The sequence below is a fragment of the Candidatus Poribacteria bacterium genome, assembly GCA_026702755.1.
Classification (GTDB): Bacteria; Poribacteria; WGA-4E; order WGA-4E; family WGA-3G; genus WGA-3G.
The window spans coordinates 1-25,123 of record JAPPBX010000010.1 but is presented as its reverse complement, the minus strand read 5'-3'; the positions used below and the strand labels follow the sequence as shown (position 1 = coordinate 25,123).

The following is a 25,123-nucleotide window of genomic DNA, read 5'->3' as shown; positions in this document are numbered from 1 at the left end:
TCGGATCTGTCAAAATTGACCGAAAACCTAAGCTGCGAGAGGGTTGGAAAGCGATTTTGAAAAAATTTCATGGCCGTTAAATCGGTCAAATTTCTGTGGTGAATTCGATAGGTAACAGCGTCCTTTTAAGGTGATAGAAGTCGAAGGTGTTAGCAATTCTGAAGGCAAATAATCTGAAGATGTGAATTATAGATATACTATTTGTTAACTTCCATAATGCGTTAGGACTTACGCAATTTTGATTTTAGCAGACACTGTTAAGTGGGGTACTTGGAAAAAACGCAGATGTTCTCTTGGCACAGGAAACCAACAGCCTATGCTACAAAAGAGCAGCATGCGTAAGTCCTAATGCGTATAGTTATGAAAGTTATTCAATTAGATTCGGTTGGGAATTCGTCTTTGCATTCGGAGGGATTGTCCACCATGCTGGCGAAGATAACGGCGCGGCAGGCAGCGAACGGACGGCGTGCCCAATAGTGGGGCAGGGTTGAGGGGTGTCCATGTGTGAGTAATGCGTCTTTTGCTGACTCTACATTTTTGCAGGTTTTTGTTCAATATCTCCATTTCTTCAAACATGATGTTCTCCTGTACTGTTAGGGTGTTAATAGGCGCGGCCCCTGTTTCTAACGCCTTCCTAACTGCTATTCGTGCAGCATTTGCGCGAAGTCTTCAAGGTTTTGCATCTCGGGTACTGCGACTAGCAACTGTTGAAGACGTTCCAAATCATTAATGTTCTGAAGGGCAGGTGTCAAGGCACTTACCTGCTCTGTATGGAAGCGCTTTTTAAGCAAAGCCAGAGTATTTTCGATGGTATTTTCTCTGAGAATTCTTTCGCGTTGGCGTTGGTAACCTTCAGATTCTCGCATAAGTTCCTCCGGTATAAATTGTTCAAACAGCGTAGCATCAATGACTACACTGCCGAAGAGGTAGATTCCGTAAAGCAGATCTGCCTGGGTTTTCTGATTGACCGATGTTGCCATTGTCATGTTAACACACTCTTGGACCCAGCGTTCAAGGTCCATCCCTGCAGGCGGTTGCATCAACGGTGTAAACGGAAGCAGGCCGGGTGCCTGCCTTTCTAAAATCGCTTGTCCCTCTATTTCAATGAGCCGTATGACCTTATAGCGATTGGCGTGTTCGTAACTGTTCTGGCTATAGGCGTAACCCCCTGGATCATTCCTTCCGGCTCTCGGATGGAAATAGATAACGTTGGAATAGACAGGCATCTGGTATTTGCCGACGAGGTATCCTTGATATTGCGCGTTCCGTGCCCACATCGGTATATCGGTGCTATCTCGGAGTTGCAATTCGACGTGTAGGATTACCTTTTGATTGTTGACACGGACGCGCTTTGTAATGTCGGTCTGCCGGGCGATAACCGTCTGTTGTTCAGTCTCAAGGTCCTCAAGGACTTCAACATCGTCCTCGTCAAGTACGAATTTTGAAAGGTCGGCGGCGTGGTCTCTCCATAAACTTTTGCCCATGTTATCATAATCTTGTGCCATGGCTGTATTATACCGTAAAGCGACGGAAAATGTCAAACGGATTTGAAATGGTTTTGCCAGTGTAACACATTCGGTTTTCAGCCGTCAGCAATCAGTTTTTTATGTTTGTGTCGTGATGTGCTGTGAACCGTGTTAATTAGTGTGTTCGTTGCCGTATTTATCTGAGCAGTGGTGCCTTTTCTAAAGATGTTCACAAATGTTCATGAGATTGTTCGCGATTTTTTTCCGATGCTGCACCTTTTCAGCCTCAAAATTCGTCTTTAATTATAGAGAGCGTAAAGCGTATCGCATTGCTTAATTTTACAAGACTTGATATTAGATTCAGTCTTTTATGTGGTAAAGTCCACAATTAACTGTACATTGGAGAGGTAGCGAGGTTACCAGTTTCCTCTCTCCAGTAACGGGTGGGGATGTCCCTGCGCCAGTGAGCATGGTGCATTTGCGTCCCTATGGATGGCGAAATGTCTAAAATATTCATTGAAACTTTATCTGGTTGGTTGAATATAAGGAGGTTAAACGAAAAATGAAAAGCAGATATGTACTTTTGGCAGTATGTGCGATCGGATTTCTTCTGACGGCACAATTTGCCGCTGCCGTAGATAAGATCGAAGGTCCTTGGTATTGGATGATTACCGAAAGTCCCGCCGGTGGAGGTGGTGCCGCCGTAACGGATGTCGACGGTATCAAGGACGCAACGAAGGGTAAACTGACCGAGGAAGACGTTGCCAAAGAAGGCATTACAAAGAATGTCCTGAAGGTCAAGTTTGCCGAAAATTACAAATGGACCGAGGGAGAAATCACGCCAGTCGGGGGCAACAACATCAATGACACGCTCGTAAAGATTAAGTTGGGTCCCGGTGGCGATGTCAATGACCACTGTTCCTACGCCGTGATCAACGCTGTATCAAAGGTTACGAAGAAAGGCGTTGAAGCCAAGGTCGGTAGCGATGATTCGGTTAAGGTCTGGATGAACGGCAAAGAGGTCTGGAAAAACGCTGTCAACCGCGGTGCTGGTGATTTTCAGGACACATTTGACGTGGACTTGAAAAAAGGCGATAACGTTTTCATGGTTAAGGTCTGTGAGCGCGGCGGTGGTTGGAGCATGTTCGCCGGTATTGACGCGGATTTGGACTACAACCTGAAGTTCAAAGGACTTCCCGTTGAACCCGCTGGCAAATTGGCGACGCGGTGGGCAGAAGTTAAAAGTTCTTACTAAGTTGGTGTTTTCATCCGTATTACCCTTCCGGATGATATGCTCTACGATCTTTTAAACTGAACTAAAGTTTGGACAATTTATAGTCATGAAAACCTGTGAAAATTGTCCAAACTATAGTAAACTGAAGGGGAAATGTGCAATATAAAAAGAAACCCATTGAAGATGTAATTTATAGGTTTTACCGTAATAAATAGAACGCAACGCCATCTTTTCATCAGGAGGAATCTCGTGGAGAGAGAAGACGATGTTCAACTGATTCAGAGAACCTTATCGGGAGACGATACGGCATTTGGTATCTTGCTCCAAAGACACCAGAAAAGCGTTCACGCGCTCGTATGGCGAAAGATCGGGGATTTTCACACTGCTGAAGATATTACCCAAGATACCTTCCTTCAAGCATACAAAAAACTCTCAACGCTCAAGAATCACAATCAGTTTGCTGGATGGCTGTATGTCATCGCAGATCGGCTTTGCATTGATTGGAGCCGGAAGAGAAGGCTCATAACGCAATCGCTGGAGGACACACCTGTGGAAGAAATCGAGAGAACCTCTTATACACATCACGTATCAGAAGCGCGAGAAACAGAATGCACCGAGCGTCGCCGTGAACTCGTCAAAAAACTGCTTGCAAAACTCCCAGAGAGTGAACGCACGGTGGTTACCCTCTACTATCTCGGTGAAATGACGACCAGAGAGATTGGGAAATTTTTAGGGGTATCGGTGGATACAATTAAAAGTAGACTTCGTCGCGGACGCAAGCGTTTGCAAGAGGACGAGGAACTGATGATCCAAGAAGTTTTCGGTGGTGTGCAAATACCGGCGAGTTTAGGCGAGAACGTCATGCGACAAGTCGCTGACATGGTCCCCACACCGTCTCCTGCTGCTAAACCGTTTCTCCCATGGGTGGCTTTGGGGACAGTTGCGGTTTTGGTTGCCTTGATGCTCGGCGCGAGCAACCAATACCTTGTCCGTTTCCAGAAGCCGTATAGTTTTGAGGCACAATCTGAACCGACAATTGAAATTGTCGATTCCCCTATTCTCCTTGATATAGCAGCGGAACCCGCTATGCGAAATCAGGTCGGACGGGATACCAGTCCGAGTGAAACCAGCCGTGCTGGCACCCAAGTTTCTAATGTAACCTCGGTATCTGTCACACAGGAAAATGCTGCCAAACAGTGGATGCCGAGAACAAACATGCCAACAGCCCGATTTCAATTTGGGACGTGTGTTGTGGACGGAAAAGTATTCGCAATAGGCGGCGAAGTTGACAAGTTTGGCGACACATCCATTGCAACAGTGGAAATGTACGACCCTAAAACCGATACATGGGAACGAAAGGCTGATATGCCGACAGCCCGGGCTGGCATGTCTACCTTGGTTGTGGATGGGAAAATCTATGCCATTGGTGGAGGACAGGGGAAGAAACATCGGCTTCGTCGCGGTTGGGGGCACAGTGGCAAACTTCTCCCAACTATAGAAATGTATGATCCAGTTACCGACACATGGACCCAGAAAGCGGATATGCCCGTGCCGAGGAGTAGTAACAGTACCTGTATCATGGATGGAAAGATCTATATCATTGGTGGCGTGGCAGCCAACAGAAAACAGTGGCGCTTAGATAACGTGGACATCTATGATCCAGCCACTGATACGTGGACAGAAGCGAAAAGTATGAATCATGCTCGTGGTGGCGCGTCAGTGAGTGTTGTGAATGGAAAGATTTATGTGATGGGTGGAGTGGGATGGCCTCAGATTCCAAATCATCCAGGTCCCTTTCTTTCCAGTGTTGAAGTTTTCAATCCAGAAACAAATCATTGGAAGGAAGTAGCAGAGATGCCTACCCCAAAAGGATTTCACACGGCAAGTGTCATTGACGGAAAAATTTACGTAATAGGGGGTGGTTTTCGAGGCGATGATCAGTTCAAGTATCTCTCAACAGTTGAAGTTTACGACCCTAAAACTGACCGTTGGACACAAGAACCAGATATGCCGATTGGCAAATGGGGGCATAGGGCTGAGGTAATAAACGAGAATATCTATATCTTTGGAGGCAGTAGTGCTGTTTTTAGACCACTTACAATGATTGAGGTATACGGCATAGGCGAGGTTTCTCAGAGCGTCGACCCAACGGGGAAACTTGTGCAAACGTGGAAAACGACTAAAAACAGTAATCATTGAATTCAGATTTACTTAACTTTCTGACATAACACGCGGATCCCCAAAAGCTGCTTTCGCGTTTTTCATTGTCCATAAGGAGGCAAATTTTAATGAAAAGGTTTTACCAACTGACACTTACGATAGTCGTTGTTTTTACGTTGGTTATTGGAACTTCACGCTTGGTATTTGCGCAGGGAGAAGTTAACATTGACGATGGTCCTTTAAAAGAAGCAGATTGGCTCAAAAATCCCGACGAAGTCGCATTGAACGAATCCCACGCTGATAACAAAAACTGGATTACCAAGTGGTACGGACCCGACGGAAATTATGAAAACAATGGAGGTTTCCAAATTTCAGGGAGCAGAGACCTTATTGAGGAAGGAACCAAAGGTAAACTCACACAATTGTCACTCTCAACCCTTGAAGGCTTAAAGAAAACCCAAACTACTAAGATGGCATGGGACGGCGACCACGGTGGCACGCGAGATTGGACAGTTTTTGAACTTGATCCGGCGAGCCAAGACAATATGAACCGAGGGGGACCTGCTAATCACATTGATACCTACGCTATATGTGTCGTTGCTGCGCCTAAGGATATGAAGGCAGTGATGTCACCAGCACACGATGACCATGCCCAAATTTGGATTAATGGGGAGAAGTGGTATAACAATACAACTTGGACAGGCGGTGCGCAGGTCGTTAATTATAACATTGAAGTCAAACTGGAAAAAGGTACGAATGTCGTTCTTTACCGGTGTGGCGAAACCGGTGGTGCTGCCTATCTCAATTTACACTTTGACGATAACACGCACAAGGTTTGCAAAATCTATCCTGATAAATCGAAGGACCAGAAAGGTTTCTTTAGAGAGATTGCTGGTGGCCTTCCAGTTGATCCTACCGGAAAGGCGACAACAACTTGGGCAGATATTAAGCGGAATCGCTAAACAAAGATCCATTCAGGGAGAAAGAGAGTTTTGGCTATTAACGTGGGAAAATGCCCAACCTAAGAAAAAGGATTTTTGATGTATATTAACTTTAAGTTCCTACTAAGTTCGGTGTTATTGCTGAGTTTAGTTATGCCTGTTTTTTGTTTCGAGCCTTCCGGTGGTGTTTTGGTGCTGGATGGTGAGGATGACTATGCGATCCTTCCGCTTGCGGAACACGGCTATATTTTCCCAAGGAATACCAATGCTTTTACGGCTGAGGTGTGGTTCTATCCGAAATCTCGACCAAAGTTATTAGAGGCAGATATCATTCTGAGTCAGCAAGTTGCCTTCGGATTGAAGACAGATGATAAGTGTGGGGGTAGGATCAGTAAAAAAAATGAAGTTTGTTCCTATGGCTTAGCATATCTTGAGGCAGGAGGCGCGAGAGGTGTCACAGGGATTAATGCTGTCATCAAGACGGATCAATGGAACTATATGGCGGTCATTTTCAAAGATACTACGTTTCATTTGGTGTACAACGATCAAATCGTTCGAGGAGAGCGCGGATTTATGCACTCAGTGGTTGCCGATCTGCCACTCCCTGCAGCGGTTAAAGATTTCTTCGTCGGAGGCTATGCTGAAGATTGGTTAATAATCAAGAATGATCAATTATTAGTGCGAAAGACCTACTTTCATGGCGAAATTGATGCGATAAGGTTTTCAAATATCGCTCGATATGATTTACCTGGCAAGCCGGGGTTCTCGCCGTTTGATCCGCCGCATCGTTTCTTTACGGATGCGCACACGTTGGCACTCTGGGATTTTAATGAGAAGGAAGGTGCAGATCGCTTTGAGGATACATCTGGGAATGGGAACACGTTAGTCGGTATGAATGGTGCTACTACGATTGGCGGGACGGGTGTCAATCTGAATCGTAATCCTGAAGGTGAAGTTGAAGTGCGTCAAGGAGAGGATGGACTTGAAATTCGTCCGGACACTTCTTTAGCGACGACATGGGGGCAAATCAAGTCAGAATCGTTTTGAATTTGAGGTTCATTGAGAAATTCGTGAATATGCGTCTTTGGCTTTCTGGATGTCCCAACGATATATAGGAGTAGGAGCGAGCTGCGCTCGCGACGCTTACAGATTACTGATAATTGACGACTGATAACCCAGACGCTAACTTGCGCTGATTTATGAACCACCCTTATCTTTACGGAATCTACTATAAAATCAAGGAAACTTATGAAGATGAAAAATCTACGAAATCAGTCAATTTTTGCTTTTCTTTTTCTGCTGGTTTTCATTCCGCTGGGTGCTGAGGCGGTTCCGCCGCCATCACCAGCAGGTGGTAACTATTTAGTGCTTGATGGTGTAGACGACCACGCTATCTTGGACTTTGAAACGTTCGGTCTTCTCTTGCCAAAAGGTACAGATGAATGGACCTTTGAAGCATGGATATATCCAACCACGCCGCCTGACCAGCATATACACGCGGTGGTTCTCAGCCAACAGGTGAAGATGAACATCGTGAACCATCCTCATGATAGATTTTTAAAACTATCAGGTGAAGCGTACTTTGATGTTGGCGGAGAGGACGCTCCAAACGCTATAATAGTGTTACCTATAAGGGCACTTGGCATGATAGTAGAGTTTCCGCCGAATCAATGGCATCACATTGTCTTTCAGACAGAAGAGAAACAGACGACACTCATCGTTAACGAGTTAGTGCGTGTCTTACGGCAGGGGATAACTATCGCACCTGATATCTCACCCGCCAGGCATCCACAGGCTTTTACAATCGGGGGGTTTGGAGAAGAAATTGAGTTTTGGAACGGTAATTTTTGGGGTCATTTTTCGGGCTATATTGATGAGGTCCGCGTCTCAAAGGTTGCGCGTTACGATACCGCCAAACGCGATTTCACGCCGCGCACAAAGTTCAAGAATGACGCAAAGACGGTTGCATTGTGGCATTTTGATGAAGCGAGGGGAGCACGCGAGTTCTCAGATACATCAGGCAACGCCTACCATCTAATAGGTAGAAATGGCGCAAAGACCGATGGCGAATTTGCAGCAGTTGAGGCAGAAGGAAAACTTGCAACGATATGGGGACGACTGAAGCAATGAAAGAATGGCGTTTCTCTGGAATTGTTAAAAGAGGAGGAGAAAGTTATGCTCGCAAAATATAGATGTTTGCAATGGGTCTTTACTTTTTTATTTCTTGTTGCTTCCAGCAGTTTTGCGGGGGGTTGGGAACAGATAACTACATTACCGACATGGAGACTTGCTGGTCCTGCCGCTGCTGTGGATGGTAAAATTTATCTCTTCGGTGGTTTCGACCACAAGAAACATGTAGGCGGACGTGGTGCCGCACTCTCAACAGTAGATGTCTACGACACACAGACGAACACATGGCACGCAGCCGCAGAGATGCCGACCCCGCGGATTGCGCCGCGAACCGCAGTCTTTTCCAACCAAATCTATGTCTTTGGGGGGTATGACTACAAAGGTCGCTGGGGTGCAAAAAGATACCACACAACTGTCGAGGTATATGACACACAAACCGATACATGGGTCAAGAAGCCAGATATGCCAACACTCCGGAGGCCTTTTGCCACGGCGGTTGTTGATGGAAAGATATACCTCATTGGTGGAACACGTATTGAAGTTAATAAAAATGGAGTATTTGCTGGGAAGGCTATTACAGGTCTGGTTGAGGTCTACGATCCGTTGACCGATAGATGGGAAAAACGCGCAGACATGCCGACAGCACGAAGTGTGAATGAGGCTGTCGTTGTAGACGGTAAGATTTATGTTCTCGGTGGTCTGGTGCGATTTGGCGGCGACCTTGCCGGACGTTTTGGCACACGTATTGAAGAGTATAATCCGAAAACCGACGAGTGGCATCAGCTTTCTGACATGCCAATGTTCAAATTTGGTTTTCTAACCGTTGCCGTTGATAATGAGATTTATACATTGGGTGGTACGAATAATGAGATTAGAGACATTAACGCTGTAGACGTTTATAATCCAACAACCGGCAAATGGCGTCAAATAGAACCTCTAACGATCCCAAATGTGATAATGGCAGCAGTTGCTAATGGTAAAATCTATACCTTAGGGAGTATTGTAGGTGATTTTAGATTTTCGCCAATCGTTGAGGTGTTTGACACCGGATTTCGTGCCGTCACAGCGAAGGGTAAACTTCTGACATACTGGGGTGAACTCAAAGCAGAACATAAGAAATAACCTTTAAAATCAAGGAGACCTACGAAGATGAAAAATCTACGAAATATGCCAATTTTTGCTTTCCTTTTTCTGTTCGTTTTAATTCTGCTGAATGCTGCAGCGGTTCCACCGCCATCGCCCGCGGGTGGGAATTATTTAGCCCTTGATGGAGTGGACGACCAGGCCATTTTGGACTTTGAAACGTTCGGTTTCCTCATACCAAAAGGCACAGATGAATTCACCTTTGAGGCGTGGGTATATCCAATCAAGCTGCCTGGCGAGAATATACCAATAATTCTCAGCCAACAGGTGCGGATGTATGCCTGGACCCCTCGTCAGCAGGGAGATTTCAGACTAATGGGTGCAGTGCACCTTGATCATGCCGTAGGGCATACAGTAGCGTTCAGCATGCTAACTAAAGTTCCCCCGAATCAATGGTATCATATCGCCCTTCAAGCAGAAGGGAGACAGAGGGCACTCATCGTTAACGATTTCGTGCGCATCTTAGGGGGAGGAACGCCTCTTACAGACGATATCTCACACACCGGGCATCCACAGGATTTTACAATCGGAGGGTTTGGAGAGAAAATTAAGACTGATATGCACGGCGATCATTTTTGGGGTCATTTTGCTGGCTATATTGATGAGGTCCGCATCTCAAAGGTTGCGCGTTACAATATTGCCAGACGCGATTTCACGCCGCGCAAAAAGTTTAAGAATGACGCAAAAACGGTTGCATTGTGGCATTTTGATGAGGCGAGGGGAGCACGCGAGTTCTCAGATACATCAGGCAACGCCTATCATCTGGTCGGTAAAAATGGCGCGCAAACCGATGGCGAATTTGCAGCAGTTGAGGCAGAAGGAAAACTTGCGACGGTATGGGGACGACTGAAGCGATGAAAAAGAAACTTCAGTCTTGTGTTTTGAGTTTTCCCCATATTGTCGTCAAGAGGGATGACTGAGGCGAGACCGGCAAAGCAAACGCTGGATCGAACCAATCCGGCTTGAAGTTATCTCCCTGCCGGTGTGTGAGTCGCTCTGGAGCACCGCCGTCCACAGCGACTTTGAAGAGGTCTCTGACACCGCCGATCCCCTTGTTGTAAACGAGTTCATTCCCGTCCGGAGACCAGGAAAGGTTAAACGCTGCCATGCCCTCTCCAGCATCAATAATCTTCCTGAGTCCGCTACCATCTCGGTTCGCGACATGGATACCCATACTCCCCCCTACCGCTCTACCTCTCCAAGAAAAGGCTATCTGAGCACTATCGGGTGCCCAAGCAGGGTCAAACATTGAGGTCTCCCCCGGAAGAAGTTCCTCTTCTACACGGGTTTGTAGATTGACAATCTGGACCCTGACCTTCGGAAGTTGGAGATTTCCGTTTTCACCCCAAACGAACTTACTTGCCATAAAGGCTATCTCAGAACCGTTGGAAGACCACGCAGGCCATAAGCCATCCGCAACTTCTGTCTCATCTTTTCCATCACTTGAAGCGGTATAGATAGAGAATGTGTGAAACCGGTGATAAGCAAGTGCTTTTCCATCAGGGGACCACGTTGGGAACTCTCTGCCTATTAATTTTTTGAAGACCTGACGCACATTCGTTCCATCTGGATCCATAAGGTAGAGATCCTCTATTCCACCTCGATCCGAGGTAAAAAGAATCTGTTCACCTGTCGGCGACCAGATAGGTGAGGTATCCTTGGCACGGTGCTGGGTTAAGTTTTTCTGATCAGAACCATCCAGATTCATGATATAAATCTCAAAATTGCCATCACGCCTTGATGTAAATACGATTTTGGCAGTTTCCGGGGCTTTTGCTGGAACAGAAACCGATAGGGAAGCAAAGATAAGGAATATGCTAAGCACATAACATAAGCGTTTCATGGTGTTTTCCTCCATGGGGGTCTTCTGAAACCTGAAATCGGCTATTCCGTCTCGATATTCCATTGCTCGGTGCGTTTCATGAATACCAACGGATCCTGTAACCATTCTCCATAACCAATGCTTTTGTTGTTTGTCAGATAATTAAGTTTTTTATCAATACAGGCGGCAAGAGCAGCATCTTCAAGAGCGAGCGTAAATCCTCCATATTCTACCTGCTCATCAAACGCGGTGATAACAAACGCTCCATTTGAAGCATGCACAGTGTTCTGGTTCCCGATCTCACCTCTCGCGATCGCGTCAATACTGCCCGCAGCAAGTGCATCAAGCAACTCCGACTCCCCCAATTCGTTGCCAAGATAGATGATTTGCGGCATGTTTGCCGTAGGTGGATAGAGATGTCGCCTCCCTTTCAGATTTGGAGATGACCTCGCGGCTGTAATCGTATAAGCTGCTGTGCCGTCGGAAATCACCAGAGTGCCGTCATCCATTTCTATCCGGGTTCCGGACATAAGGATGCCGTCTTCATCCACAAGTTTTGTGAGTTGAAGTAAACGCTCTTCTCCTGTTGTGCCAGAAAGTGCCCCAACACGGACTCCGCTATTGAGAGCAGCATGCGAAGAGAGACGTTCCGCATCCGCAGCGCGAACCAGAAGTGTTTGCCGAAACTTGATATGTCCGGACGTAAAAGTGATAAGCGGTGTCCCTGTCACGTCCTGCGTCCGAGATTCCAGAATCGTGATGCCGCCGCCGATAATATCATACGTCGGTTCAGCAGACTTCAGCCAGATGCCATCCCATTCAGCGATAGCCCTGCGAGAAAACGTCAAACCTGTTCCTTTCATCGCTTCAAGGGCACTCAATAAATCTGCTTCGTATCCAAGATGCGTATTGAACGCAGTCGAAGCGGGGTCTTCTTCGGCACTGTAACTAATAGGCGCGAAATAGGCATAAAAGCCGACCTTCAGGACGCGGGTTCCGTCTGTGCAAGTTTCAATCGCAGATACCTTTTGTGGTGCGACAATTTGTTGAACTCGCTCACACCCTGAAAGCATCGCTGTTATAAACATGAGTAAGGCAAAGATTTGAAATTGTATTGAAATTCTCCTATTATAACGTGAGTTTGGCATATCCATAACTTTATAGTAAAGCCCATAATTATTTGGATGCGGAGAGGCGAGGATACAATCCTCGCCAGCAGTAGTGAGGGTTGGTTCGCTCACTAACTGTCTACATATTTTCGGGCTTTACTATAATGCCGTTTGTGGAAACGTCTCTACTGGGTGTCTTCCTCAATGCGAATCTGTTGGTTCGGTTTGATGTTCTTGCGTGTGCTGACAGCACCGCTGGGCCACTTCACCTTGATGGTTTCGATTATAGTATCATCGTTTATGCCGAAGATGGCTGTGAGTTCACTCTGTGAGCAGTAGCTGGAACCGCTCTTGACTGTGTGTGTCTGTGTCCCCGCCGCGGAGGTAATGCGAATCTGCGCGCCAATTCCGTCGCGATTGCTTGCTTGTCCGACAAGTTGTACCTTAATCCACGCGTTACGATTCCCACCGTCGTTTCGGAAGAGATGTGCGGGTCCGTTGGAGGTAGTAACGAGTAGGTCCCAGTCGCCGTCGTTGTCGATATCGCCATAAGCTGCACCTCTCCCGACCATCGGCTTTGCCAAATCCGCACCAACTTTGTGGACTGCCTCGGTGAATTTGCCGTGAGAGTCGTTATGAAATAGATGCGGCGGTTGCGCATAGGTGACTTGGCTCTGGATGGCGTTGATGTCGTTTTCGACATGTCCGTTAGCAGTGAAGATGTCGAGATTGCCATCAAGATCAAAGTCGAAGAAGAAGCATGCGAAGGTGAGCGTCAATAAGGTTGCATTTCCGATATGTGCGGCGGGGGCATCATCAATGAAAAAATCGCCTTCGTTGTGATAGAGGTTGAGCATTTCGTTGGAGAAGTTGCCGATGACGAGGCTCTCTTTGCCGGTGCGATCATAGTCTGCGGCATCAATGCCCATTGCCCCGGTTGCGACACCGCTTTCGTTATAAGCGATGCCGGTGAGCATTCCGGCTTCAATAAAGGTGCCGTCGCCATTGTTCTGATAGAGTTTATTGGGTTGTGTGTCGTTTGCCTCAAAGATATCCAGTAAGCCATCGGCATTGTAATCGAAGATGCAGACACCGAGTGATTTACTCGTATTGTCCTCGATACGTGCGATACGAGAGACATCGGTGAATGTGCCGTTGCCTCGATTTCTAAAGAGTTTACTGGACTGTCCTGTGTAGGATTCAGGGGTGCAGTAGGATTTATTGATGCCGTCGAGGGTACAGAACAGGTCGTTCTCTATGCTCCATTCAACGTAGTTCGCGACGTAGAGGTCAAGATGTCCATCGTTATTATAGTCGAACCATGCGCAACTTGTACCGAAGCCCGGATTATGGATACCGGCGGCTTCTGTGACATCAACAAAAGTGCCATCGCCGCGGTTTTGGAAGAGTCTATCGGTTTCAAGGGTGCTGATATAGATATCCGAATCGCCATCGTTATCATAATCGGCGACAGCGACACCCATGCCGTAGAGGGGTGTCGCGAGACCTGCGGTTTCGGTGACATCGGTGAAGGTGCTGTCTCGGTTGTTGCGGTAGAGTGCCATCGTTTGCCGCTTCTGAGTTGGCTTGCCCTCCCAATCCTTTCCATTGACGAGTAGGATGTCCTGCCATCCGTCGTTGTCGTAATCTATGAAGGCGCATCCTGAACCCATTGTTTCGGGGAGGTATTTCTTGCCGAAGGCACCGGTGTTATGGATGAAGTCGATGCCTGCTGCTTGCGTGATGTTGGTAAATTTTATATTACCAGGGGGCGGCAAGTTTTGTGCAGCAGCATTGAGAGGAATGAGTAGGCAGCAAAATATTATATTGGCTATTAGTTTGGGAATGGAAGGTAGGAAGAAGGGTAGGATGAGACCCCGAGTCTCCAAATCGAAGAACCTTCCAATCTTCTCTTCCATCCTTCTATCCACATTTCCTCTGATCGCTGATGGCTGAAAGCCGATGACTGATTGCTTTATACCGAAATCCACTGATCCTCCTCCCATGAGGTTTGGATAGCAGTCTGTACATCGGCGACAGCGGCGGCTTCTCGGAAACTGGGATTTCCCTGTTTTCCTGTGTGGATGGCTTGTAAAAACTGGTACGCTTCAATCGTCTTCAGGTCATCGTAGCCTAATCCAACACCGGGACCGGGATTGAAATAACTGTGGAATGGATGATCGGGACCGCTTAAGACACGTGTGTACCCATCAGGAAAACCGTCCTCGGTGGGTAGGTAGACCTCAAGTTCGTTCATCTGTTCAAAGTTCCAACGCAAGGCTCCGTCTGTACCGTGCACTTCAAACGCCATTTCACACTTCGGTCCAGTAATGACTCTGCAAGCCTCCAAGGTGCCGCGGACCCCGTTTTCAAACCGGACTAATGCCCCGACGTAATCTTCGTTCGTGACCGCTTCCGTTTTGCCATCACCGCCGAGGCTGAAGTGTGTGCCGGTCCCCGCTGTCGCTATTGGGCGTTCCGAAATAAATGTTTCCTGTTGTGAGACGACACTGTCGATACCGCCGACGATAAAGTGCGCCATGTCAATGACGTGGGAGAGCAGATCACCCAGCGTTCCTAATCCTGCTATCTCTTTCTGAAACCGCCACGAAAGGACGGCTTGCGGATGGCTGGCGTAACCAGCGAAAAACCTACCGCGGTAGTGGGTGAGTTTGCCGAGTTTCCCTTCTGAAATCAGTTGATGCGCATATTGAACGACGGGTGCCCATCTATAGTTATAACCGACATAGGTTAGGACACCTGCGCGCTGTGCAGCGGCATAGATAGCCTTCGTTTCAGCTGGATTCCGCCCGACAGGCTTCTCACAGAAGATGTGTTTTCCTGCGGCAGCTGCTGCCTCGACGATCTCAAGGTGCATGCTATTCGGCGCGGCGATGTTGACGACATGTACGTCTTCGTCATCTATGACGTGTCGGAAATCGGTGGTTGTGCGTTCAAATCCAAAACGTGCTTTCGCCTCGGTTGTACGCTCGACAACGTCATCAGCACAAATGACAAGCCTGGGGTGGAGGGGACTGTCGTGGAACCGATCACTAATTTGGCGGTATGCGCGGGCGTGCGTCATGCCCATCCATCCCATCCCGATAATGCCGATGCCAACTGTCTGTTTGGTCTCCATTTCTCGTATGTGTACCTTTCGTCAATTATTTTTCAGGTGTCCCCATGTAGTTGCAAGTTTAGCTTGTGGCTCGACGGGGAGTGTGTTTTCCGGACCCCCATCGCCAATGTTCTGACCTGTGATTTCAACGTCATCGAAGCGGACTTCTGCATTTGAGACACCCAACCCAGCTTGCCCTGCTTCCAGAGGGTTGGCATCGAACACGGTGAACAACTTCTTATCAATATGGAATTCAATTTCACCGTTTCTATGAATAGTAGCAGTGAGTTGGTACCATCTGTCCGTTTTTACTTCGAAATCGAATTCTCCGAGTGTGACCGGTCCGGCTGGAAATGGACGGAATTTCCTAATACTGATAAAGTCAAAGTCCCCAATGATACGGAAATAATAATGTGCATCAAGTAGTCCATCAAGTAGTTCATTAGTGTTAGCATGCATTACGATCCCAAAAGTCGCGGGTTCCTTTTTACTTTTCACTAATTTTGCTCGACAGGATACAGCATAGTATTCCCATGTGGATTCACCTGTCAGCCACATAGCAAAACCTGATTCGTCCAATGATTCGGCTACAGCTTCACCTTTATCGGACCACCACTTTCCTGCGCCATTTTCCCAATCATCAACGATTTTCCATTCGGACATGTCGTTGTCTTCAAAACTATCTTTCCAAGTGCCTGCAAAAGCAAATTGGTTCAAAGCAACGCTGCAAATAACGAGTCCGAAAATGAGACATTTTTTAAGCATAGTTTTCTCCTTTGTGCGCGAGACGAGTCTCTCGCTGTTACTGTTGACTTAATCGTTTTTGAGTTGTCCCCATATAGTTGCGAGTTTGGTTTGTGGCTCGACGGGACGCCCTTTTCCAGGTCCGCCATCGCGGATATTCACTCCCGTGATTTCGACATCATCAAATCGTGCTTGTGCGCTATCAACGACAAGCCCTGCTTTTCCGCTCTCCAGCATCGGGTTGTGGTCAACAACCTTGAGTAGTTTTTTACCAATTTGGAATTCAAGAGTGCCATTTTTGTAAACAGCAGCAGTCAATCGGTACCACTTATCAACTTGCACATTCATATCCAAACTTCCCAATTGAACAGGTCGTTGTGGAGGTGGAAGTATTTTTACGATATTGGCGAAACCAGAGTCGTAATGAATCCTGAACAAATATAGGGAAAGTCTGTCTCTCTTGAGGTAGAGTAAAAGCCCGAAACTCGCAGAATCCTTCTTGACTTTAGTAAGTTGTGCGCGGCAAGACACAGCATAATTCTGCCATTTAGCATCACCCGTTATCCAGAAACTCAGAAAATCAGGATGGTTAATAGTTTCTCCAATGGCTTCGCCTTCATGAACCCGCCACTTTTCTTTCTTATGATTCCCACTAAAGAGTGTCCATTCTGAGGTGATGTCATCTTCAAAACTATCTTTCCAAGTGCCTGCAAGCGCGAGTTGGTTCAAAGCAACGCTGCAAATAATAAGTCCGAAAATGAGACATTTTTTCAGCATGGTTTCACCTTAACACGAGGAAATCTCTCTTACTTCTATTGTTAATCTAATTCTTCTTAAGTTTTCCCCATGTGGTTGCGAGTTTGGTTCGTGGCTCGACAGGAAATGCTTTTCCCGGTCCCCCATTATCAATGTTCGGACCCGTAATTTCAACATTGTCAAAGCGAGCCTGTCCATCTGCGACAACAAGTCCAGCTTGCCCACCTTTCAAAGGGTCGTCATCAATGACAGTGAAGACCTCATCATCAACCTTGAATTCAAGGGTGCCGTCTTCATGAATCGTGGCAGTCAGTTCATACCACGTATCGATTTCAGCATCAAATGGAAAAATGACAGGAAACCAGCTGTCTTGGAGTGCTTTGACAATTCGGACGGTGTTGAAAACGTAGTCGATAAAAAAGAGGTAACGGGTGTCTTCTTCGCCTCTGTCGTGGAGTGTTAGCTCGATGCTTGGCGGTTCATTCTTGTCTTCCACTAATTTCGCGCGACACGAGAGCGAGTAGTTCTTCCATGTGAGTTCACCCGTAATCCAGAGACTCATGAAGCCGGGTAAAAAGATTTCGCCAACGGCTTCGCCGTCACTAATCCACCACTTTTCAACCTTGCGGTCGAGATTAAAAATTTTCCATTCACGGGTGTCTTTGTCTTCAAAATCGTCGCGCCATGTGCCAGCGAAACTGGATTGCCATGCCCATAATGAAAAGCAGACGAGCATAATGATTGCGGTTATTGATGTAAGCTTTTTCATCGTTTTCTCCTTAAGGTTCGGTGATTATACACGCGCCATCTGGATCTGCATACGGGCAGGAACAGCAATGCTCAAGGTTTTTCTGGTAAACCCCGCGCTGCAGTGCGGATATTCTTTTCTGCCACTGTTCCTGAACGTCCTGCAATTGTGTCATGTCGAAGTGTATCTGTTCACACCGATTTTCTTCGGTAAAGAAGAGATTAATTATCACAGTTGATTGATTTGGATAACGCCGATGTGCAAGTAAACTGTAAAGTTCCATTTCTGGACGATATGTATCTAAGTTCTGAACCTCGTCGGTTTTATAATTGATTATCTGCCAATTTCCTGTTTCATCTTTAAAAATCCTGTCCAATCTGCCATCAATGATGTGTCCGTTGATAGCTGCGTGGATTTGCTGATTGACATGGGTTTCGGAGGCAACGCGTGCTGTTTCTCCGAGTTCGGAATTGAGAAAATTGCTAACATAAGTGCGAAGTCTCGCTTTTGATTCGGTCGTTGCTTCAGGGTAATTCTCAAATGCTTGATCAGTCAGCCTATCAAGATTTTCTGCGTCTGATAGTTGTCTTATTCGAGCGAGGGTGTAGCGGATCGCAGCGGACATATCGATTTCGTCTGAACCCGATTCTCTTTGTTCGTTTGTCGGAATTCGTAGGACATTTTCCAACTGATACCGCAGCGGACAGCGCGCATAGTTAGCGAGCTCGGCTACAGAGAAGGACGCGGAGATCTCGGTTGGCTCCAGAGTCGGTAACGGATGCTCCGGAAAATCGACGGGTGTTGTTTCATCATCAGAATCCTTGTCCGTAGTCAAAGTATCTTCAGATTGTTGACTGCTATCGGGAAAGACCTTTAGTCTAAAGGGTAAGTTCAGTAAATTGTCTTCTTCACCGATGCCGAGATGCTTATAAAGCCATTCAAGTATGTTCCGCGGTTTACCGGTGCCAGAGAGGCTTCCCGCTAAAATAAGCCGGTCCTGGGCGCGTGTCGTACCGACATAGAACAACCGCTTCTTTTCGGCATACTCTTTTTGGCTCGCCCGATTTTTCATATAGTCAACAATGCGCGGTTCAGTTTTTTTGTAATTGTTGTCCGGATTAAGTGGGCTGAAACCGATCCCAAGTGTTTCATCAATAAAAGGCTCTCTCGCCATCTCCGCGCCTCGGTCAAGGCATGGGAGTATCACAACCGGGAATTGAAGTCCCTTGGCGGCATGGATCGTCATGATTTGGATTGCGCCTCTGCTTGCCTCAACTGGTGCCTGCCCTTCGCGTCGCTCTTCCTCAATTAAAATATCCAGAAATTCGATAAAATCTGTAAGGGTTTGCTTGGTTTCGTCACTGTCAAAACTTCTGGCGTGTTCCAAGAGTTTTTGGTAGTTTGCCCACCGCTGCTGCCCCTGTTTTCCTGTTTTTAGCGTTCCAATCATTCCTGTTTCATTAACGATGGTTACGATGAGTTGGTTTACAGACATGCGATGTGCAATCTGGATGTGCCTTTTTAAGGTGTCTATCGCGCGTCCGAGGTTATGAGAACCTGCTTGGTAATTCTGCGCTTTGTTCCAGAAACTTGTTCCATCTTGCTGTGAAATTTCATAGAGTTCAGTGTCAGAGATACCGAAAGCGGGACCGCGAAGAACGCCAGCAAGGGAAGCGTGATGTTCTGTCGGTGTATTGAGGAAATGGAGATAGTTCCAGATATCGTAGATTTCTTGGCGTTGATAGAAACCGATGCCACCGGTGGTGAGGTAGGGGATGCCTGCTTCAAGTAAAGCATGCTCAATATCTGGAAGATGTGTTCTGCTACGGATGAGTATGGCGATGTCGCCGTATTCAATTGGATGTTCTGATTCTCCGCTGTTCTCGCGGCGCACCCATACCGTTTCGCCGTTCCTGCTCATATTTTTGATGTGCTGTGCGATCAGCGTGTATTCGTTTGCTGTCGCGTCGCCCTTCTCTCCGAGGATGATATCAATCGCACCGTTTGCTTCAACAGGTCGCGCTTTAATAAGGGATTCAAACGGCACCTCAAATTCGGTTTCAGTTCCATCACCCATCAAACAATCGAAAAGGTGATTGACAAACCCGACGGTGTCTCGTAGAGAGCGGAAATTCTCTTTGAGAGGGATGTCTTCACCTCCCGTGTCTTTGATTTTTTGATTTGTCTTTTTAAACACACGGACATCTGCGCCGCGAAACGCGTAAATGCTCTGTTTTGGATCACCTACGATAAAGAGATTTGCTTCTTTGAGTTCGTTTGTGAGCAGCATCACTAATTCGTACTGTAGTTCATTTGTATCCTGATATTCGTCCACCATGTAGTATGTGTGGCGTTCAACCAATGCTTGCTGGATTTCTTTGTTGTCGCGAAGCAGATCGCGGGTTTTCAGTTGCAGGTCATTGAAATCGAGTGTGCCTTGGGAGAGTTTGGCAGTTTGGTAATTGTTAAGGATTCGGGTATATAGGGTGAGCAGATCATAGGTTGTGCTGAGTAGAAAATCGTCATCAGTTTCGCCATCCGCCTCAATGATAGGAGCGTTTTGAATCTTTTCCGCGGCCGATACCAGAAAGTTGATTTCGGTTTCAATGTCCGATGTTTTGACCCCTCTGCCCAGAAAAGCGGTTTTCGCGATGCCGCCACTTTTTATTGTAATTAGATCTGCGATTTCTTTCAGTAGACGCATCACTTCAGGTGAGTCCGGGTTTTTCTCAGGCAACGCTTCCAATTTTTGGACTAAAGGTATAATCAATGTAACATTTTTGCCCTTCGCAAGATGCAAAGCGGCGTTTAGACACCGGATGAATTCGATAACATCATTTTCCGACATCGATTCTGCACGAATGGCGTGTTCCCAAACATCTGGCAGCTGTTCAACATTTTGACTGCCGTAAACCTCTTTAATGAGATGATCAATGACATCGCGCTGGTTTACCATGCTCGAAAACAGTTCTTCCAAGTTTTGTCGTCGTCCGTAGCGTTGTAGCAGGCGTGTCAGTTCGCCCCGGTGTTTATCTTCCTTGTTTGTGGCAATCTCCTTGAGGGTTTCTCGAAGGATTTGCTGTAGCAGGAGTTTCTGATCGATACCTTGCAAGATGCTAAAATTGGCTGGTACACCGGCTTGAAAGGGGAATTCTCTCAGGATACGTGAACAGAATGCATGGATGGTCGAGATGGGGGCCGTGTTCATCTGTTCAAGGATTGTTCCGCGATCAACAATGCTTTCTTCGGCATTAAGTTTTTCAATAACGCGTTCCTTCATCTCAGCGGCGGCTTTATCTGTGAAGGTGATAGCGACGATTTCTCGCGGGTTTGCCTTCTCGCTTCGCAAGATTTCAAGGTAACGTTCGACCAATACAGTCGTCTTTCCTGAACCCGCACCGGCGGTTACACAGATATGTTTTTCTATATTAAGGGCTGCTTGTTGGCTCGGTGTCAATCGCATTTTTTAACTATGTCCGTTGTGATTGACGGCACGGCGGAGCGTGCCTACTACTTTTAATCTGGCAGTGGAAGAACTGCCGCTGCTGATATTGCGAGTTGAACGGTATCTCCCGGCTTTTTCGTTTCTGTGCCGGGGTTGTAATGCACAGCTTTGAGCGGGATGTCTGCGGCTACCAGTTGGTATTCTTCTATCCGTCCCAAATAGTTGACTGCTGTCACTTTCGCAGTTATAAGGTTTTCAGATTGGCTACTGCTATCCTGAGTGCTATCAATAATGAGTGCTTCTGGTCGAATTGAACACTGCACGGGTGTTCCCTGCGTTAGGTCGTGGTAGACGGTTTCCGAGTGAAGTGTCCCAATCGGAGTGTCAATTGTAGCACTGCCGTTCGATGCCTGCTCGACCTTGCCCGAAATGAAGTTGGTTTCCCCAACAAAACTCGCGACAAAAGCGTTCTTTGGAAACTGATAGATTTCACGCGGTGTGCCGACTTGGATGATAACGCCATCCTGCATAATCGCCATCCGATCTGCCATAGAGAGTGCATCGACCTGATCGTGTGTGACATAGAACATTGTAATATTAGTCCGGTCATGAATCTGCTTTATTTCGTCGCGCATCTGTTGTCGGAGTGCAGCGTCGAGGTTACTGATCGGTTCGTCGAGGAGTAGGACACTCGGCTCAATAACGAGCGCACGCGCAAGTGCGATGCGTTGTTGCTGTCCACCGGAGAGCGTGTTGACTGCGCGATCGTGATAGTCTTCCATCTGTACCATCTCTAACGCTCGTATAATTTTTTCGTTGCGTTCTGCCTTGTCGAATTTCCGAAGCGTCAGTCCATATTCAATGTTTTCGGCGACGGACATGTGGGGCCATAGGGCATAATTTTGGAACACCATTCCTGTATTGCGTTGATGCGGCGGCACGTTGTTCATCACGGTATCGTCGAACCGCAATTCGCCGATATCGGGTTTGTAGAATCCTGCTACAATACGGAGGAAAGTTGATTTGCCGCATCCGGACGGACCCAGGAGGAAGAAGAACTCTCCCGTCTCAATTTTCAGACTCACGTCATTGACAGCGAGCGTTGTATCGAAGGCTTTTGTGACATGGGTTAATTCAACAGAAACTGCCATAATGGTTATTAGTTGTCGGTTGTCAGTTGTCGGTTAAAAGAGGTTTTGATACACATCAAGAATTTCTGATGTCTCTCCACTGATAACCGATGACTATTCTTCTAAATTTTTTACGCAGCGGAAGCCGATTGTGCTGCCGGATGAGAGGTGATACCACCGGTCTGCAACGCGAAGGTCTTCAGGACTCCCGCCCCATCCACCACCGCGTAAGATACGAAAGTTTTCGTCATCTGGTGCAATTTCTCTGCCGAAGCGCGGGTTGTTCTGTGGACTCAGGCTATAGAATTCAGCGTTGTATTCATCAAAACACCATTCCCACACGTTTCCTGCCATATCATATAGGTTATAGCCGTTCGGTGGGAAGCTGCCGACGGGTGCGCTCCATTTCCATCTGTCCGTTCCACCCGTACCCCCAAAATTGGCATCTCTGTATGTTATTATATCACTGTTCGGGTATCGTTTACCAGTAAGATTTCCACGTGCGGCGTATTCCCATTCTGCTTCGGTCGGTAAACGTTTGTTTGCCCACGCCGCGTACGCAGCGGCATCGCGCCAGGTCACATGGACGACAGGGGCATCAGGGGCATTGAATTTCGGGTCGTGCGATAGGGGTGGCTGCGGGTAGCCTGTGCTTTGAACGAACTTCTGATAGCGGGCATTGGTTACCTCATACATATCCACATAAAATGCGTTAAGGGTAACGGTATGCACGGGTTGTTCGTCGCTATCCCCGATGGTGGAACCCATCTGAAACGTCCCCGCAGGAATCAGCACCATTGTCGCACCATCAACTTCGGAGACAATTTCTGTGGCTGATTCAATGCCGGTGGTGGAACCGTCCTCGCTTTGTCCGCACGCGTAAACACTAAGAGTGACGATGGTAATGAGGATTTTTAAACTTACCTTGCGGAGAAACGACGTGGACTGGGCATTAAGCTGTTTTTGCCCAAGAGTCGCCTTCCACTTCGTTTCAGGCTTAGGTTTCGTTGCTAATTTAATTCGGTCACTGGGAAGCCAAAACAATCGTGTTCTCCGTGAACTCCGCGTAATCCGTGATCCCATTTCATTTCTTAAAAGTTTTCTGCGACTTGTGTAGCGGTTTCGACGATCCACGTGTGTTCTCTCTCATAAACCGTCCGCAGATCCAGCCAAAAAAGACCGTCCTTGATTCTCCCAATGACGGGGATTGTGGCGTTTCGGAACTGTGCAGCGAGCATTTCAGCGGAAATCCCGGAAGGTTCAAGGACGAGAGCGACGCTCGGCAATGTCTCAACCGGGAGAGCACCGCTTCCGATTTGTCCGTAGGTTTCCGAAACCTGAATGTCAATCTTTTCCCCGAAGAGCGTTTCCAGTTGCATCTTGAGTTCTTTGGCAAGGGCGTGGAGATCCTCTATCGGTCGCGTATAGCGATTGAGCATTGGAAACTGTTCAACCATGGTGGTACTATCGGTGAGGTAAAGTCGGAGCGTCGCTGACAAACCGGCGATGATGAGTTTATCGACCCGAAGTGCGCGCATCATCGGATTTTTACGCATCTTTTCGATCCATTCCGCTTTACCGACGATGATCCCTGCCTGTGGTCCACCGAGCAGTTTGTCACCGCTGAAAGTGACAACATCTACGCCACTGGCGATACGTTCTCCGACGAGGGGTTCGTGTGGAAGTCCATATAGTGTCATATCAACAAGTGCACCGCTGCCAAGATCTTCCATTGTAGGGACACCGTGCTGTGCGCCGAGTTCCGTCAATTCATCCATCGAGGGCGTTGACGTGAAACCGAGGATTTTGTAATTGCTCGGATGCACCTTGAGCAGTAGTCCTGTGTTTTCATTGATAGCCTCGGCATAATCTCGGAGATGGGTCCGGTTGGTTGTGCCTACCTCTCGAAGGACTGCACCGCTTGCTGCCATTACGTCAGGAACTCGGAATGCGCCCCCGATTTCGATGAGTTCTCCTCGTGATACGATCACCTCTTTACCGCGTGCCATGGTTTGCAGCGCGAGCAAAACCGCTGCGGCATTATTGTTAACGACCGTAGATGCCTCACAACCTGTTAGCTGCTGTAGGAGCGGTTCGGTTATTCTATCCCGATGTCCGCGCTCACCTGTTGTAATGTCGTATTCAAGGTTGACATAGTTCTGCGCGGCTTGCTGGATCGCTTCACACGCAACGTCGCTTAGCAACGATCTGCCTAAGTTGGTATGTGTAACCGTGCCTGTCGCATTGACGACGGGACGCATGCCTGCCCCTATCTTTGCTTCAATTTTCTGACGCGTTCGTTCGGCGTATTCTGTGTATTCTGGCAGTTGTGTCTGGTTTCCACTCAGAATATCGGCTCGGATGTCAGCGACAACAGCGCGCAGTGCCTCTATCACGAGATCGCGAGCGTAGGACGCTTGCAAGTCAAGCATCTCCTGGGTGTTCAGAAGTTTTTCGACGGCAGGCAATTGCTGTAGGAGGTTTTTTGTGTTATTGGTTGTCAAGATGGTTTCCAAGGGTAGCGTTTTGTTTTACAGTATTGAATATATTAATTGAGTGCCATTGATTTATAACACAATAGAAACCCTCTTACCGCGGGTATGATCGGATTGTTTGGGCCAAAGCGAATTCTAAAAAAGCAATTGCTTGCTCGCGGGAAACCGAAGGAAATCCTTCAAGAAAATAGTCAAGACTTTCTCCGGCTTTTAGATGATCGATGAGTGCTTTTACCGGAACACGGGTGCCCGTAAATACGGGTGTCCCGCCGTGAATCTCGGGGTCTTGGTTTATCACTTGCTCGGGTTTCATCAATCTTCGGGCAGGAGACCCCACCCTTTAGGTTGAGGAGGAATGCCCGCTCCTTTTTGTAAAATAAACTTTTTGTCTTACACAATGCCTAATATAGCGTAGTGTAAGGTTGCGAGTTAGGCTGCTGTTTCGCTCTTCCCGGATCCGTATTCGCCACTTTGAACCTGTCTGTCCTGTTAGTTTAACAACGCCTTGAGGTCGGGGTTCATGGATCAATCTCTCAAGGGCAGCATTAATACGTTGGACAACGTCTCTGGGCAATTTCCGTAATTCTCGTTCTGCTTGACGTTCTAAACGGATGGTGTAAAGCGTCGGTGAGTTCAAAGTTTGCCTTCTTTTTTCAACTCGGCTTGAATCTCCCGATAGTCC

21 protein-coding genes and 1 pseudogene are annotated in these 25,123 nt (G+C 47.4%); 7 read left to right on the top strand and 15 right to left on the bottom strand.

Translation table 11 applies throughout. The features are described from left to right. Window positions 1-380: 380 nt before the first annotated feature. Together OXH39_01650 and OXH39_01645 are read right to left on the bottom strand one after the other, a co-directional pair. A pseudogene (locus OXH39_01650) lies at window positions 381-536 on the bottom strand (DUF1156 domain-containing protein). Window positions 537-641: 105 nt separating this feature from the next. Then, window positions 642-1,505 (bottom strand): hypothetical protein, encoded by an 864-nt coding sequence (locus tag OXH39_01645; GenBank protein ID MCY3549135.1) that lies wholly within the window; start codon window positions 1,503-1,505, stop codon window positions 642-644. A gap of 523 nt (window positions 1,506-2,028) precedes the next feature. On the opposite strand from OXH39_01645, the gene OXH39_01640 reads away from it, so the two are divergent. The 7 genes from OXH39_01640 to OXH39_01610 all read left to right on the top strand — a co-directional run bounded on the left by OXH39_01640 (window position 2,029) and on the right by OXH39_01610 (window position 9,932). Then, window positions 2,029-2,721, top strand: coding sequence for a hypothetical protein (locus OXH39_01640; protein MCY3549134.1), 693 nt, complete (start codon window positions 2,029-2,031; stop codon window positions 2,719-2,721). A 228-nt stretch (window positions 2,722-2,949) separates the two neighbouring features. Then, entirely contained in the window at window positions 2,950-4,899 is a 1,950-nt protein-coding gene (locus OXH39_01635; GenBank protein MCY3549133.1) for a sigma-70 family RNA polymerase sigma factor, read from the top strand. An 89-nt stretch (window positions 4,900-4,988) separates the two neighbouring features. Beyond that, entirely contained in the window at window positions 4,989-5,822 is an 834-nt protein-coding gene (locus OXH39_01630) for a hypothetical protein (protein ID MCY3549132.1), read from the top strand. 132 nt (window positions 5,823-5,954) lie between these two features. Beyond that, the gene (locus OXH39_01625) at window positions 5,955-6,848 is read left to right on the top strand and encodes a hypothetical protein (GenBank protein ID MCY3549131.1); all 894 of its coding nucleotides are present in this window, start codon (window positions 5,955-5,957) and stop codon (window positions 6,846-6,848) included. A gap of 207 nt (window positions 6,849-7,055) precedes the next feature. Beyond that, a complete protein-coding gene (locus OXH39_01620) occupies window positions 7,056-7,931 on the top strand; it encodes a hypothetical protein (protein ID MCY3549130.1) in 876 nt (291 codons plus the stop codon). A gap of 45 nt (window positions 7,932-7,976) precedes the next feature. Beyond that, entirely contained in the window at window positions 7,977-9,053 is a 1,077-nt protein-coding gene (locus OXH39_01615) for a hypothetical protein (GenBank protein MCY3549129.1), read from the top strand. 27 nt (window positions 9,054-9,080) lie between these two features. Next, window positions 9,081-9,932: a LamG domain-containing protein gene (locus tag OXH39_01610; protein MCY3549128.1), complete on the top strand. Its 852-nt coding sequence runs from the start codon at window positions 9,081-9,083 to the stop codon at window positions 9,930-9,932. Window positions 9,933-9,942: 10 nt separating this feature from the next. Here the strand turns inward: OXH39_01610 and OXH39_01605 are convergent, their stop codons facing one another. From OXH39_01605 to OXH39_01545, 13 genes are all read right to left on the bottom strand, one after another. Next, a complete protein-coding gene (locus OXH39_01605) occupies window positions 9,943-10,917 on the bottom strand; it encodes a hypothetical protein (protein ID MCY3549127.1) in 975 nt (324 codons plus the stop codon). A 41-nt stretch (window positions 10,918-10,958) separates the two neighbouring features. After that, the gene (locus tag OXH39_01600; protein MCY3549126.1) at window positions 10,959-12,137 is read right to left on the bottom strand and encodes a transporter substrate-binding domain-containing protein; all 1,179 of its coding nucleotides are present in this window, start codon (window positions 12,135-12,137) and stop codon (window positions 10,959-10,961) included. 53 nt (window positions 12,138-12,190) lie between these two features. Beyond that, on the bottom strand, window positions 12,191-13,996 hold the full coding sequence (locus OXH39_01595) for a CRTAC1 family protein (protein MCY3549125.1): 1,806 nt from the start codon (window positions 13,994-13,996) through the stop codon (window positions 12,191-12,193). Next, window positions 13,981-15,144, bottom strand: a complete 1,164-nt coding sequence (locus OXH39_01590) for a Gfo/Idh/MocA family oxidoreductase (GenBank protein ID MCY3549124.1) — start codon at window positions 15,142-15,144, stop codon at window positions 13,981-13,983. The genes OXH39_01595 and OXH39_01590 overlap by 16 nt, the downstream gene beginning before the upstream one ends. Before the next feature lie 21 nt (window positions 15,145-15,165). After that, on the bottom strand, window positions 15,166-15,888 hold the full coding sequence (locus OXH39_01585) for a hypothetical protein (GenBank protein ID MCY3549123.1): 723 nt from the start codon (window positions 15,886-15,888) through the stop codon (window positions 15,166-15,168). A gap of 48 nt (window positions 15,889-15,936) precedes the next feature. Next, a complete protein-coding gene (locus OXH39_01580) occupies window positions 15,937-16,644 on the bottom strand; it encodes a hypothetical protein (protein MCY3549122.1) in 708 nt (235 codons plus the stop codon). A gap of 46 nt (window positions 16,645-16,690) precedes the next feature. After that, window positions 16,691-17,392, bottom strand: coding sequence for a hypothetical protein (locus OXH39_01575; protein MCY3549121.1), 702 nt, complete (start codon window positions 17,390-17,392; stop codon window positions 16,691-16,693). Between the two features lie 10 nt (window positions 17,393-17,402). Then, complete coding sequence (locus OXH39_01570; GenBank protein MCY3549120.1) at window positions 17,403-20,834, bottom strand: UvrD-helicase domain-containing protein; 3,432 nt, start codon at window positions 20,832-20,834, stop codon at window positions 17,403-17,405. Between the two features lie 53 nt (window positions 20,835-20,887). Further along, window positions 20,888-21,967 carry an ABC transporter ATP-binding protein gene (locus tag OXH39_01565; GenBank protein ID MCY3549119.1) on the bottom strand — a complete coding sequence of 360 codons (1,080 nt, stop codon included), beginning with the start codon at window positions 21,965-21,967 and terminating at the stop codon, window positions 20,888-20,890. Window positions 21,968-22,060: 93 nt separating this feature from the next. Further along, window positions 22,061-22,990, bottom strand: coding sequence for a formylglycine-generating enzyme family protein (locus tag OXH39_01560; protein MCY3549118.1), 930 nt, complete (start codon window positions 22,988-22,990; stop codon window positions 22,061-22,063). A 47-nt stretch (window positions 22,991-23,037) separates the two neighbouring features. After that, window positions 23,038-24,450: an L-seryl-tRNA(Sec) selenium transferase gene (selA, locus tag OXH39_01555; protein MCY3549117.1), complete on the bottom strand. Its 1,413-nt coding sequence runs from the start codon at window positions 24,448-24,450 to the stop codon at window positions 23,038-23,040. Between the two features lie 85 nt (window positions 24,451-24,535). Then, window positions 24,536-24,757: a DUF433 domain-containing protein gene (locus OXH39_01550; GenBank protein MCY3549116.1), complete on the bottom strand. Its 222-nt coding sequence runs from the start codon at window positions 24,755-24,757 to the stop codon at window positions 24,536-24,538. A 24-nt stretch (window positions 24,758-24,781) separates the two neighbouring features. After that, window positions 24,782-25,123, bottom strand: a 342-nt coding sequence (locus OXH39_01545) for a hypothetical protein (protein ID MCY3549115.1), incomplete at its 5' end; no start/stop codon positions are given.

Bases quoted from the DNA above. Each gene is read 5' to 3' on its own strand.
- OXH39_01620 (MCY3549130.1), top strand. From the start codon at position 7,056: ATGAAAAATCTACGAAATCAGTCAATTTTTGCTTTTCTTTTTCTGCTG.
- OXH39_01625 (MCY3549131.1), top strand. From the start codon at position 5,955: ATGCCTGTTTTTTGTTTCGAGCCTTCCGGTGGTGTTTTGGTGCTGGAT.
- OXH39_01575 (MCY3549121.1), bottom strand. From the start codon at position 17,392: ATGAAAAAGCTTACATCAATAACCGCAATCATTATGCTCGTCTGCTTT.
- OXH39_01580 (MCY3549122.1), bottom strand. From the start codon at position 16,644: ATGCTGAAAAAATGTCTCATTTTCGGACTTATTATTTGCAGCGTTGCT.
- OXH39_01565 (MCY3549119.1), bottom strand. From the start codon at position 21,967: ATGGCAGTTTCTGTTGAATTAACCCATGTCACAAAAGCCTTCGATACA.
- OXH39_01610 (MCY3549128.1), top strand. From the start codon at position 9,081: ATGAAAAATCTACGAAATATGCCAATTTTTGCTTTCCTTTTTCTGTTC.
- OXH39_01645 (MCY3549135.1), bottom strand. From the start codon at position 1,505: ATGGCACAAGATTATGATAACATGGGCAAAAGTTTATGGAGAGACCAC.
- OXH39_01605 (MCY3549127.1), bottom strand. From the start codon at position 10,917: ATGAAACGCTTATGTTATGTGCTTAGCATATTCCTTATCTTTGCTTCC.
- OXH39_01570 (MCY3549120.1), bottom strand. From the start codon at position 20,834: ATGCGATTGACACCGAGCCAACAAGCAGCCCTTAATATAGAAAAACAT.
- OXH39_01640 (MCY3549134.1), top strand. From the start codon at position 2,029: ATGAAAAGCAGATATGTACTTTTGGCAGTATGTGCGATCGGATTTCTT.
- OXH39_01615 (MCY3549129.1), top strand. From the start codon at position 7,977: ATGCTCGCAAAATATAGATGTTTGCAATGGGTCTTTACTTTTTTATTT.
- OXH39_01585 (MCY3549123.1), bottom strand. From the start codon at position 15,888: ATGCTTAAAAAATGTCTCATTTTCGGACTCGTTATTTGCAGCGTTGCT.
- OXH39_01630 (MCY3549132.1), top strand. From the start codon at position 4,989: ATGAAAAGGTTTTACCAACTGACACTTACGATAGTCGTTGTTTTTACG.
- OXH39_01590 (MCY3549124.1), bottom strand. From the start codon at position 15,144: ATGGAGACCAAACAGACAGTTGGCATCGGCATTATCGGGATGGGATGG.